This window comes from Alteromonas sp. ABH4_453, assembly GCF_056160665.1.
Genome location: NZ_JBSWXP010000001.1, coordinates 228,609 through 240,621 on the forward strand (window position 1 = coordinate 228,609; position 12,013 = coordinate 240,621).

Sequence of the window (12,013 nt, forward strand, 5' to 3'; positions counted from 1 at the left end):
GCTTACTCCGTGCGATTAAGAGGTCAATTAAATATTATTGCTGTAATTGCATAACGGTTTCACCAAGTATCTTAAGATCATCATCTTCAGACATTGCTACCCACAATCTACCGCCAGTATTTTTGCCTGCTAATACATTCACTATTTGGCGAAGTTTTGCCTGTATAGCATTCGTGAAGACCGTGTTATCTACCTGATACCACTTCACGATACTCATTTTTTTACCAGCCAAAGAAACCACCTCGTAAACAACAAATTCATATTCGTTTATGTTCAAGGTGCGAGTTCCCCGCAAAGAAAAACGTTCAGGGTCATAAACTCGGTGCAAATCGCTTACCAACTCGTTTTCTCGCTCGCTGAACCAAGCCGCATGCACTTTTACAACGCAATTTGTGCCGTCTATGAAGGCCTCTTCTTCTATGTCTGGGTTTTGAATTAAAGGTGCCCAAATACTTCGTTCACATTTATCGGTGGATACGTTATTTAGTATTGAAGAGGGGAGCGCTAGGGGCGTGCTGCCTACAGCCGATATGTTAGCTACCCATAGCGATGCAAATGCGAAAACAATGACTACTGTAGAAATCACAGAGGTTTTCACAAATATACGTGAAGAAAACGCTACTGAACTCGGCTGCATTGTAGTTTGCTGCCTCATCAACTCCCCAATACCCAACAAACATACAATTACAAACGCAAAGAAAAACCAACCGTAAATAAGGTGGTCGGCACCTGCTGCGTGCTCCATGTCGGTCCAGTACGCGATAAGAATGATACCGTACACACGAACTATGTTGGCTAACACAGGGAAAATTAAGGAGATAGCAACAAAAACAGCTCTGCGTTTAGCTGAAACTAAATTCAAGTAAGCATACAAACTACCAATAACAAAACTTGCAATAAAAAAGCTAACGCCAGAGCAGGCCTCGGCCACCAAAAAGCGCCCTTGCGGTATCTCTATATACAAGCCACTTCTAAAAAGCGGGACGCCCGACAAGTGCAGTAGAGCAACGGAACCGTCTGCTGCAATTTCCTGTAAGTAAGGAATTAACTGCTCGCCCACGGGAATGCTAAACAGCATAAATACAAGTGGGAATAAAATAGTTCTAGCTGCTTGAGTACCAATTAATAGCCAAATAAGCGCAGGAAGTAACGTAAAAGTGGCGGCATGTAAAAAAAGCTGAATTTCACCGGCAATACCGATTACGTAAAGAAGTAAGGCCGGAATTATTACAGCAAGCGACAAAGCGCTTGTTTGAATAGGCTTGCTCAGTAGTTCATAGCGCTTCAGGTAAATAAGATAAAAAGCACCCGGTACAATAAAAAAGCCATGGTTAAATATTTCGTTTCCGTACCAAATTTCTACAACGGTGGTAATGCCCTGCCAACAAAACGTTAACCATAAGCAAACTATTGCAAAACCTGAAATGTAAAACGCTCTATTTTTAGCGAACGAGAAGTCGGCTAAGTGTTTCTGTTTTTTATCTTGCGTTTCGCCATATTTCATCTGCAATTCCCTGCTTTTTATTATTATCGTTCTCTAAAGCTCACTTTATTTCATAAGCATCGCACATGCTTACCCAATTAAAGTCACTCAATAGTTTTTCTACCTTTCCTTCCATTTTAGAAAGGTTTATATAGTGCCGTGCTTTCGACTTCCATGGTGCATTTTCAAAACGCGGCTGTTGTGCATCAATCTCCCAGGGGTGGAAATAAAAGCTGTAAGGAGCGTTTTCGGCTTTCATGAATTCAGTAATGCGACGCTTCGACAACCAATAGGGATATAAACGAAAATATCCTCCGCCACCAATACCAACATTAACTCCCTTCTTTCTAATAGTTGGGATAGGGATTTCAATAAGGCCATTTTCACGCTCATACTTAAAACGTGGCCACTCAGGAACGCCATAGAGGTCGTGATTGATTGGGTACGTACTTGATGAATAAACAAACCCCAGGTCTTTGAGAATGTCATACGCCCAAGTATTAGAATCGTTGATAGAGAAACTCGGCGCTCTGTATCCTTTTAACGCCACACCGCCTATATCTTCGAGGATATCTTTGCTTTGCTTAATATCATCGTAAAGCTCTTGCTCGCTCATAGTGGTAGCGCGCTGGTGTGCTAGGCCATGACTGGCTAGCTCGTGCCCTTCGCTCACTATTCGTTTTATTACATCAGGACAGCGCTGTGCAACCCAGCCAAGCGTAAAAAAGGTAGATATGACATTATTCGCTGCAAATAAATCTAACAGCCTGTGGGTGTTGTCGCCCACGCGAAGGCTAATGCTATCCCAATCTTTCTTATCAACCACACCCTCAAACGCTGAAACTTGAAAGTAATCTTCCACATCTACTGTCATAGCATTAAGACGATTATCTAGCTTCATGATTATCGCCCTTTGCCAAACAGTACAATCTCAACTGTACGAATTAGAATAAGGATATCTAACAGTAAACTTTGATGCTTTACGTAATAAAGATCGAACTTAAGTTTTTCCATAGAATCTTCTACGCTAGCGCCATAAGGGTAATTGAGCTGCGCCCAGCCGGCCAAACCTGGTTTAACATTATGACGTTGATTGTAATAAGGTACTTCACGAACAAGCTGCTCTACAAATTGTGGTCTTTCTGGGCGAGGCCCGATAAATGCCATTTCGCCTTTAAACACATTCAAAAGCTGTGGTAATTCGTCTACGCGGTACTTTCTAATGAAGTGACCAATGCGGGTAACGCGGTCATCATTCTTGCTAGCCCATTTAGCTCCATCTTTCTCTGCATCAGGCCGCATACTTCGAAATTTGATTATTTTGAAAAGTTTACCGTTCAAACCTACCCGTTCTTGCTTATAAAAAACCGATACTCCAGTACGTCTGCCATCATCACAATAAATAATGAACGCAGTAACCAACATAATTGGCCAAACGAAGAGAAAGATAAAAAAGGCTAATATCGCATTAAGCGTATAATCTAGCGCGTCTCGTAAGTAGTTCTGGCTCTGAAAGCCATTGGAATAAATAACCCAGCTCGGGTACATCAAATTTACTACAATTTGCCCTGTCTCGCGTTCCATAAAGTCCAAAAGCTCAGTGACTTCAATCCCTCTAAGCCTACAGTCAAAAAGCACTTCTACAGGTAGGGTTCCTCGTCTTTGATCGCAGGCTATAACTATTTCTTCAATTTCATTATCTGCAATAAACTGCTGGAAGCTCTCATCAACTTTTAGATGGATTATTTTTTCTTTTTTAATACCATCTTCGCGATTGTCACCTGGAATAGGGATAAAACCAACTAATTCAAAACCAATTCTGTCAACATCTCTTCGCATACGTTTTTCAATAATTGATGCTCTTTCTCCAGCACCAAGTACTAAAATACGTACTTTGCCCAAACCCAACAGACCAAGCCGATTGGTGAAATACCGAAATATCACCAAAGTAATTATTATTGAACACACCGCAGCGGGTAAAAAATAAGAGTCCATGACTAAGTCGTCGAAAAACGCACGACTCAATACTTCGACCAAGAAATAGCTAAGGCCCACACTCACAAAGATGCGGCGAATAATACCGCGAAAAGTCTCTCTCAGTTTAGCTTCATATAAGCCAACAGATAGTGAGCAAAGCAGTATTGAGATCGTAAGCATTCCCACGTTTATCACGAGCTTTTCAACCGAAACGCCTGACGACATTCCAACTTGTGTGAGAATGAAATGAGAAATATAGCCCATGTAAGCTATGAGCAACGCTTCTGTTATTACTAATATATTTGAGCGTTTATTTTGATTGCGCTTGTTTACTGCCACCCCTGGCCCCCTAAAACTGCGGCGTTTTTCCCATCATAAAGGGATTTATTCCAATAGACTACAATTGTTATTGGCATTATAGTGGCATTTACCGTAGGGTAAACTCGAAAAGTATAAATTAACCATAATGAGTGTAGGATGATCTCTTATGTTCCGTTCTAGAACGTTACTTACTTGTATTGCACCAATAGTTTTAATGGGCCTAAACGGTTGTGGAACTACTGGCGCATTGCCGCAAGCCACAACGCGCGCGTCGTTAACAACAGATGTAAACGACTATCAATATTTGATAGGGCCAGGTGATTCACTAACCATCTTTGTTTGGCGAAACCCCGAAGTATCAGGAAACTTTATTGTCCGCCCGGACGGAAAGGTAACGACTTCATTAGTTGAAGATATCGATGTTGCTGGCAGAACGCCTACAATGCTTGCTCGCGAAATAGAAGAACAACTATCGACTTACATAAACAACCCACGTGTTACGGTAAGCGTGAATAATTTCACAGGTCCACTGAGCGAACAGGTGCGCGTTATAGGTGAGGCAACCAACCCAAGTGCGGTAAACTACACCGAACATATGAGCCTACTTGACCTTATGATTGCAGTGGGCGGTTTAACAGAGTTTGCAAACGGCAACGATGCTAAGCTAGTGCGGGTGGTCAACGGCCAACAAATAACTTACGACATAAATATTGACGACTTAATTCGCGATGGCGATATTTCAGAGAATGTTGATATGTTGCCTGGTGATATCGTGATTATTCCAGAAGCTTGGTTCTAGGTATTAAGTAGTAGACAAGCAGTAAACGGAACAAAAAATAAAATGCAGGATTTACAGCAAACGCTTACCCAGATTCTTGATTATGTTAAAGGAGTTTGGATCAAGAAGCGTTACGTTATTATATTTTCGTGGCTAATTTGCCCAGTGGGCTTTGTATATGTTTCCACCCTTCCAGACGTTTTCTCTTCAAAGGCACAGGTTTTTGTAGATACGCGTTCAGTTCTTCAACCATTGTTGCGTGGTCTAGCCATTCAAACGAATCCCGATCAAGAGATTCAAATGATGGCCAAAACATTACTTAGCCGAAGTAATGTTGAAAAAATTGCTAGAGAAAGTGACTTGGATATCACTACCACAACTGAGGCAGAATTTGAGAGTTTGGTAACTGCGCTTTCAAAAAACATTAAGCTTCAGTCTACAGGGCGAGATAATATTTTTAACATCTCATATGAAAATAAGTCTCCAGTTGTTGCACAACGCGTTGTGCAAGAAACATTAGACTTATTTGTTGAAGGTGCTTTAGGTAGCAACAGGAAAGATTCCGATACCGCGGGACGTTTTTTGAATGAACAAATTTCAGAATATGAATCTAGGCTTTCTGAAGCAGAGCAAAGGCTTGCTGATTTCAAACGACAGTACAACGATATACTTCCGCTAGCTGGAACCTATTATTCAAGCCTTCAATCGCTGAATAATGAGCTTGAGGTTACACGCTTACAAATAAAGCAAACACAGCAGCAAGCGGAAAGCCTTAAGAATCAAATTAACAGTGCCAAACGAAGTGATAGTTTTAGCGTAACAGATGCTGATGAACCGGTTTTACGTACTCGCTACGATGAACGTATTAAATCTCTAGAAGAAGAATTAGACCGCTTGAAATTGCGCTTTACCGAGCTGCACCCTGATGTAGTTGAAACTACTGCACTGCTCGAGAGTTTAGAGAAATCACGTCAACAAGAAATTGATGCATTTATTAACCAACCTGACGGCGAAAACAATCAACCTCTAACCGAGTTAAATCGTGAAATTAAGCTTGAAGCTAGCCGCCTAGAAAGCCAAATAGCCTCGCTAAGAGTCAAAGAAAGTGACCTAGAAAGCAAAGTGGCAGAGCTAGAAAGTAAGGTTGATCTTATTCCTCAAATTGAAGCAGAATCGAGTGCGCTTAATCGAGATTACGGTATAACTAAGCGTAAGTATGAAGAATTGCTGTCTAGGAAAGAATCAGCAGATTTATCGCGACGTGCTGACGTGTCTGCAGAAGAATTGCAGTTTAGGATCATAGAGCCACCGCTACTACCAAAGCGCCCCTCTGGGCCTAATAGACTAATATTTTACACGGCCGTACTGGTTGTTGGTTTTGGCGCAGGCATTGCGGTAGCATTTTTAATCAGCCAGTTAAAACCTGTGTTAATTCGTCCTAAACAGTTGTTAAGTGTATCTGACTACCCTATTTGGGGAACCGTAACTCACTTAAACATTGAACAGATTAATAAAACCAATCGCGTTCGTTTGATTGTATTCTTACTATCGAGCGGCGCCATTATAGCGATGTACGGCATACTAGTTGCCGCGGACATTATGAATATTGATTTATTTGGGGGCTTATTGTAATGAAAAATACAATTGAAAAGGCGCTCCAGAAACAGAAAGAAGCAAAAGCAGCAAAGCAAAGCGAAATAGATGACGAAAAACTGGAAGATACAGTACAGCCAAATGTATCTGAAGACTCTAAAGTCACAATTGATAAACCTGCGCCTTCTGAACTTGAGCCGCATGCTGAAAAAGTTATTGCTGAAGAGAGGGAATTTACTAATAAGAAATCTCCACTCGACGAGTTTGTTATCGATTTTGCACGCCTTGATAAGAATGGGCATATTTCACTTAACGGTGAAAGGAAGCAAATTAACGAAGAGTACCGAGAAATAAAGCGTAAGCTTTTAGCAAATGCTTTTGGCTCACTAGCGAAAACCCTTCACAACCCGAACATTATTATGGTTACCAGTAGTCGCCCTTCTGAAGGGAAGACATTTACTGCAACCAACTTGGCAATGAGTATTGCATCGGAGCAGGATAAAACCGTACTTCTTGTGGATGCCGACGTACTTAAGCCTAATGTTCTGAACACTTTAGGGTTAGAGCGTCGTAAAGGGCTGATGGAATACTTGACCGGGGACGTCGACGATATTTCAGATGTGCTGTACCCAACTAACATCGATAAGCTGAAAATTATTCCTGCAGGAAAGTCGCACCATTTGTCTACCGAACTGCTTGCAAGCCAGAAAATGCATGACACTGTTAATGAATTTGCTAACAGATACCCTGATCGAATTGTTATTTTTGATACGCCTCCTCTCATTGGGATAAACGAGAGTGCGATCCTTGCTAATTTTGCCGGCCAAGCGGTTGTTGTCGTAGAAGAAGGCAGAGCAAAAATAAGCGATATCAAGATGTCTGTAGAACGATTAAACCCTGACATGGCAATAGGGTTTGTAGTGAACAAGTCTGTACATAACGACACCGATGGAAGCGGATATTATGGGTATTATTACTCAGAGCGCAGTGAATAGGCGCAACACTATGCCTATAAGTAGAATGATGAAGCAAACACTTGTTGCAGCAGCTATTGCAACAAGCTTTCCAGCTTTTGCCAAACTTGACGTAACTGCTTTAGCTACTGCCGATACCATTCACCAAAATGTTGATACAGAGGAAAATGGCAACCGTTCACTTACAACAGTGACTATTACGCCAAAAGTAAACGCTACTTATCAGACAAGAACCTTTCAGGGGCTTTGGTCAGGTACTTACACACACCTTGAACGTGATAACGCTGATAATAGTCAACGCCAGGATTACGCAGAATATAGCTATTCCGCACAGTGGGTACCCTTTGAAAATCTATTGTCTTTTCAAGCAGCCGGAGCTTTAAACTACCAAAATACTAATTCTGCTAACTTTTTAGTGAGTGACTTTATTGCAAACTCTAACAGTTTGGCAAAAACGCGGTCTAATAGACTTTCATCCACGCTAACTCTTGAGCAAGGCGACTGGATAAGAGGTCAAGGCACCGCCTCATATTCAGACACAGCGTCTGAGCGCTCTCTAACTAACAATAACGCTCTAGACAATGACAGTTATCAACTTACTGGTAACTTAATTAATGGTGACGAAGCTAAGTATTTTATCTGGTCGGTGTCCGGCACTTATCAAAATACCGAACGAGGCCAAGCAAACAGTGGTGATTTTGAGTCGAGAACCGGTGATGGTTATATAGACACTCGAATTTATGGCGACTGGGCGTTTCGTTTAACTGCAAGGCATGAAGCCAACCAAATATCTGACAGAGATGATACCAATAGCTTAGTTAGAGAGTTTAATTCTTATGGTGCAGGTTTAACTTATCGGCAAGCTGAAAATCGTTATATCTCGATAACAGCAAATAAGAGCGACTCTGATATAGAGGAAGATGACGGTGAAACATTCGTAGGTATAGATTTGCAATGGGCCTTAAGTACCCGTACTCGCATCGCAGTAACATATGGGCGTCGTTTCTATGGTGAATCGGCATCAGCAACAATCGGCTATAATTCTAAGTACTTACGAACATCGTTTAGTTATTCAGAGGACGTAACAAACACCTCTCGACTACTTGCCAACCCAGAGAACTTGGGCGTATTCGTTTGCCCTACAGCAACAACATCAATCGCCGACTGCTTCCAACCCAACAGTTTAAGCTACACGCCTAATGCAGGTGAGCAACTGGTTCAACTTACATCTCAAAATTTAGAGTTCGACGACAATATCATTTTAAGAAAAAGTTCGAATTTCCAGGCGGGTTACGACTTTTCTCGCGTTACTCTCGCTTTTTCTTGGCGCTACTCTGAAGATGACTATTTAGACGAAGACAGACTAAGACGCACTTACTCGTTCGGTACCAACCTAGCCTATAAAATTGGCAGTTATACCAACTTAACGAGCAGTATTAATTACGCCAACATTACAGGTCTGGGAGCACAAGAAACCTTCAGAGGCGAAAGCGATAACTGGAATGCATCTATTGGTTTAGAAAGAGAGTTCGGCCGTAACTTGAAGGCAAGTATTGATGCAAGGTATCTTGAGCAAGAGGGCGATTTAAATGCGGGCGGGCAATTTGGAAATAACTATATAGACCGCCGTATGAGTGCCTCTATCACTTATACATACGACTAACTGTCTGTTAAGTATACAGGCAAAATTACTCGCTAGACACAGTTAGCATAGCCTTATTTAAACCCCAAAACGCCTTATAGAGGCGTTTTGGGTATCACTCAGTTATATTCCAATATCTTACTTAACCATCACTCTTTCTTATCATCACTCTTTCTTATCATCACTCTTAAGCCGCACGTAAGTCTTAAACTTTTTCTTCATAAGCTTATCGACGTATTGCGTCATTTTCACTTTCTGTGAAATAGCGTCATCTAACGCGTCTACTAGCTCTGCCAGCATATCCAAATAGTACTTGGTATCGCGTATAACATTCCCCTTAGGGGTCATGATAGTTTGACTTTCTGGGTGGTCAGCGAAACCCATATGTTCGGTCACTTCTGCGCCCGTTTTATCAGGCTCAAACATTTCGGCTTTTACTTCTTCAATAACCTCGTTTACCGCATCAGCGTCAAAACTCTCAAGTTCTTCTAGAAAGCCATAAAGCATTATCCTATCCATCAGGGTGTTTATTTTACGAGGTATGCCACGAGAGAACATATGGATGCGTTCTAGCGCTTCGTCACTAAACAGTGCTGAGCCGTTCCAGCCAGCATGGTGTAGGCGATACTCTATGTACTCTTTGCACTCTTCTAAAGAAAGCGGTGCAAGGTGACACGACGCAACAATACGCTGCCTAAACTGCTCCATATTCGGCGCACGCAAGATGGGCTGCAACTCTTCCTGACCAAGTAAAAAGCTTTGGATAAGAGGCTTGCCGTTAAGCTGAAAATTGCTCAGCATTCTAAGCTCTTCGATAGTCTCAAGCGGCAAGTTTTGCGCTTCATCTACTAGTAATAAAGCACGGCGCCCCGCTCTATTTAAGTCGTACAAGAAAATTTCTAACGCTTTAAGGATATCCGCTTTTGAACGCCCCTCAGTAGGGATATCAAATTTGGAGGCTACCATTTTTACTAGTTCGTCTGGCGAAAGCTTTGGCGTAACTATCTGCGCTGCCGCAATATCGTCTTCAATTTCTTCAAGCAGACTGTTTGCTACGGTGGTTTTACCCGTTCCAATTCCACCGGTAATAACAATAAATCCCTCGGCCTGAGACAGGCCATATTGCAAATATGACATGGCGCGCTTGTGCCATTTACTTGCAAAGAAAAATTCAGGGTCTGGGGTTAACTGAAACGGTTTCGAGTTAAGTCCATAGTAACTTTCGTACATGCTATTCACCGTTATTCCATTAGAAATGTGTATTTACAACTAACGCTTAAAGTTGGTTAATAACAGCGCGTTGCCTTTTACCTATGCTTTTAATCCATATGGTAACCAACAACGCGCCGTTATCGAAGTATTATCTTTATAGCTCCACTCAAGGCTTATCGCAGTTTGTTTTCAGTAATGCGTTCGATGATACCAGTAGTCGATACACCATCTTCGAACGTTAACACTTTAACTTCACCGCCATTTGCCATAACTTCAGTGCCACCCGCAATATCTTCTATTTTGTAGTCGCCGCCTTTTACCAATACATCTGGCAGTAATCGGGCAATAACTCGCTGAGGCGTATCTTCTTCAAAGGGTACAACCCAATCGACTGCGCTTAACCCCGCTAATACAGCCATACGTCGGCTAACGTTGTTCACAGGCCGACCTGGGCCTTTTAATTTGGTCACAGACGCATCTGTGTTAACTGCTACGATTAGACGGTCACCAAGCTGTGCAGCTTCTTCAAGGTAAGCAACATGACCAGAGTGCAATATATCAAAACAGCCGTTGGTCATGACAATACGTTCGCCGCGTGCTTTAGCTGCTTGAAGCGCAATTTCCAGCTGGTCTTCACTCATCACGCCGCCATCTAAATGTACCGACTGTTCGCCTAACGCTAATGCTAGCTCTGTGTTAGTTACAGTGGAGGTACCCAGTTTTCCAACCACAACACTTGCTGCTAAATTAGCAAGCACACAAGCAGCTTGAAGCGGCAGATTACAGGCCATGGCAACAGCGAGTGTTGAGACAACCGTATCCCCTGCCCCAGTTACGTCGTAAACCTCTTTCGCTTTTGCTGGCAAATGAAATTCGGTGTTCTCACCGTCAAACAATGTCATACCGTCTTCTGAACGCGTAACAAGAAGAGCACTTAAATTCAGCGATTCTTTTAATGACAGCGCTTTTTCCACCAGCACTTGTTCACTATCTATCTTGCCGACAATACCGCGAAGCTCGTCCATATTCGGTGTCACTAACGTGGCACCAGCGTATTTACCAAAATCACAGCCCTTGGGATCTACTACCACACGCTTATTTTTGCTGCGTGCTTTTTCTATAAGTGCTTGTGGGTTGCTTAAACAACCTTTTGCGTAGTCGCTTAGAATAACAACGTCAGCATTGTCTAACGCTTTATCGAAAGCTAATTCTAAGGCTGATTTGTCAGCCTCCTGAAAACTCTTCTCAAAATCTAAACGCAGAAGCTGCTGATTTCTGCTCATTACTCGAAGCTTTGTAATAGTATCGAAGCCATCAACTTCGAAGAACTCACAGCGAATGTCGTGAGTTTCTAATCGCTCTTTTAATATGTTGGCGTTTTCGTCTTTACCGCACATTCCCAACAAGGTTACCTCAGCCCCAAGAGTTGCCACGTTTACTGCAACATTGGCCGCGCCGCCGGCTCTGTCTTCAGAACTGTTAACGTTTACAACAGGGACTGGCGCCTCGGGTGATATACGGCCTGTACCACCGCTCCAATAACGGTCTAACATTAGGTCGCCAACAATAAGCACTTTTGCTTTACTAAAATCTGGTAATATCATGCTAAGAGTAACTTTTTAGACATTGAGTACATTGGCACAGAGTATAACAGCCAAGACAGGCAATACCCACCAACCAAACGTAAATCCCCCTTGGTACCTCTATATGGTGGAGAACAAGCTCGGACAGATTTATACGGGTATTACTACCGACCCTAAACGTCGAATAGCTCAGCACAGGGGGCTACTAAAAGGTGGTGCAAAGGCGCTTAAAGGTAAGTCTCCGTTAATCTTAAGGGCTGTATTTGAAGTTGCCGACAAAGCGCAGGCGGCAAAACTCGAACATGCGGTTAAACAAATGAGCCGCCCTCAAAAAAACGGCATCATTCAAAAAAAGCAGCTCAATGATTTGTTGTGTATAAAATCAGCGTTTGAAGAATGAGTGTTCGGCTACAGAATTGTCGCCAAACACCATTTAATTAGAGCGCTAAA

At 42.3% G+C, this 12,013-nt stretch carries 10 protein-coding genes; 5 read left to right on the forward strand and 5 right to left on the reverse strand.

What is annotated here, in order from left to right; genetic code table 11:
* Positions 1-34 precede the first annotated feature (34 nt).
* From xrtA to ACXAGV_RS01025, 3 genes are read right to left on the reverse strand one after another with little or no spacing between them, the layout of a single operon-like run.
* On the reverse strand, positions 35-1,504 hold the full coding sequence (xrtA, locus tag ACXAGV_RS01015) for an exosortase A (RefSeq protein WP_474871074.1): 1,470 nt from the start codon (positions 1,502-1,504) through the stop codon (positions 35-37).
* Positions 1,505-1,544: 40 nt separating this feature from the next.
* Positions 1,545-2,384: an XrtA system polysaccharide deacetylase gene (locus ACXAGV_RS01020; protein WP_474871076.1), complete on the reverse strand. Its 840-nt coding sequence runs from the start codon at positions 2,382-2,384 to the stop codon at positions 1,545-1,547.
* Between the two features lie 2 nt (positions 2,385-2,386).
* Entirely contained in the window at positions 2,387-3,799 is a 1,413-nt protein-coding gene (locus ACXAGV_RS01025; protein WP_474871078.1) for a TIGR03013 family XrtA/PEP-CTERM system glycosyltransferase, read from the reverse strand.
* Positions 3,800-3,947: 148 nt separating this feature from the next.
* Between ACXAGV_RS01025 and ACXAGV_RS01030 the strand changes: the two genes are divergently transcribed.
* From ACXAGV_RS01030 to ACXAGV_RS01045, 4 genes are read left to right on the forward strand one after another with little or no spacing between them, the layout of a single operon-like run.
* Positions 3,948-4,580, forward strand: a complete 633-nt coding sequence (locus tag ACXAGV_RS01030; protein WP_474871081.1) for an XrtA/PEP-CTERM system exopolysaccharide export protein — start codon at positions 3,948-3,950, stop codon at positions 4,578-4,580.
* Between the two features lie 42 nt (positions 4,581-4,622).
* Positions 4,623-6,191, forward strand: a complete 1,569-nt coding sequence (locus tag ACXAGV_RS01035; protein WP_474871083.1) for an XrtA system polysaccharide chain length determinant — start codon at positions 4,623-4,625, stop codon at positions 6,189-6,191.
* Entirely contained in the window at positions 6,191-7,147 is a 957-nt protein-coding gene (locus ACXAGV_RS01040) for an XrtA-associated tyrosine autokinase (RefSeq protein WP_474871085.1), read from the forward strand. The genes ACXAGV_RS01035 and ACXAGV_RS01040 overlap by 1 nt, the downstream gene beginning before the upstream one ends.
* Positions 7,116-8,789 (forward strand): porin family protein, encoded by a 1,674-nt coding sequence (locus ACXAGV_RS01045; RefSeq protein WP_474871087.1) that lies wholly within the window; start codon positions 7,116-7,118, stop codon positions 8,787-8,789. Before ACXAGV_RS01040 ends, ACXAGV_RS01045 begins: the two co-directional genes overlap by 32 nt.
* A 144-nt stretch (positions 8,790-8,933) precedes the next feature.
* On the opposite strand, the gene ACXAGV_RS01050 is transcribed toward ACXAGV_RS01045, so the two are convergent.
* Complete coding sequence (locus ACXAGV_RS01050; protein ID WP_474871889.1) at positions 8,934-9,998, reverse strand: XrtA/PEP-CTERM system-associated ATPase; 1,065 nt, start codon at positions 9,996-9,998, stop codon at positions 8,934-8,936.
* Between the two features lie 155 nt (positions 9,999-10,153).
* Positions 10,154-11,584 carry a bifunctional D-glycero-beta-D-manno-heptose-7-phosphate kinase/D-glycero-beta-D-manno-heptose 1-phosphate adenylyltransferase HldE gene (gene hldE, locus ACXAGV_RS01055; protein ID WP_474871089.1) on the reverse strand — a complete coding sequence of 477 codons (1,431 nt, stop codon included), beginning with the start codon at positions 11,582-11,584 and terminating at the stop codon, positions 10,154-10,156.
* 103 nt (positions 11,585-11,687) lie between these two features.
* On the opposite strand from hldE, the gene ACXAGV_RS01060 reads away from it, so the two are divergent.
* Entirely contained in the window at positions 11,688-11,963 is a 276-nt protein-coding gene (locus ACXAGV_RS01060; RefSeq protein WP_474871091.1) for a GIY-YIG nuclease family protein, read from the forward strand.
* Positions 11,964-12,013 lie beyond the last annotated feature (50 nt).

Bases quoted from the DNA above. Each gene is read 5' to 3' on its own strand.
- hldE (WP_474871089.1), bottom strand. From the start codon at position 11,584: ATGATATTACCAGATTTTAGTAAAGCAAAAGTGCTTATTGTTGGCGAC.
- ACXAGV_RS01050 (WP_474871889.1), bottom strand. From the start codon at position 9,998: ATGTACGAAAGTTACTATGGACTTAACTCGAAACCGTTTCAGTTAACC.
- ACXAGV_RS01060 (WP_474871091.1), top strand. From the start codon at position 11,688: ATGGTGGAGAACAAGCTCGGACAGATTTATACGGGTATTACTACCGAC.
- ACXAGV_RS01045 (WP_474871087.1), top strand. From the start codon at position 7,116: ATGGGTATTATTACTCAGAGCGCAGTGAATAGGCGCAACACTATGCCT.
- ACXAGV_RS01020 (WP_474871076.1), bottom strand. From the start codon at position 2,384: ATGAAGCTAGATAATCGTCTTAATGCTATGACAGTAGATGTGGAAGAT.
- ACXAGV_RS01040 (WP_474871085.1), top strand. From the start codon at position 6,191: ATGAAAAATACAATTGAAAAGGCGCTCCAGAAACAGAAAGAAGCAAAA.
- xrtA (WP_474871074.1), bottom strand. From the start codon at position 1,504: ATGAAATATGGCGAAACGCAAGATAAAAAACAGAAACACTTAGCCGAC.
- ACXAGV_RS01030 (WP_474871081.1), top strand. From the start codon at position 3,948: ATGTTCCGTTCTAGAACGTTACTTACTTGTATTGCACCAATAGTTTTA.
- ACXAGV_RS01035 (WP_474871083.1), top strand. From the start codon at position 4,623: ATGCAGGATTTACAGCAAACGCTTACCCAGATTCTTGATTATGTTAAA.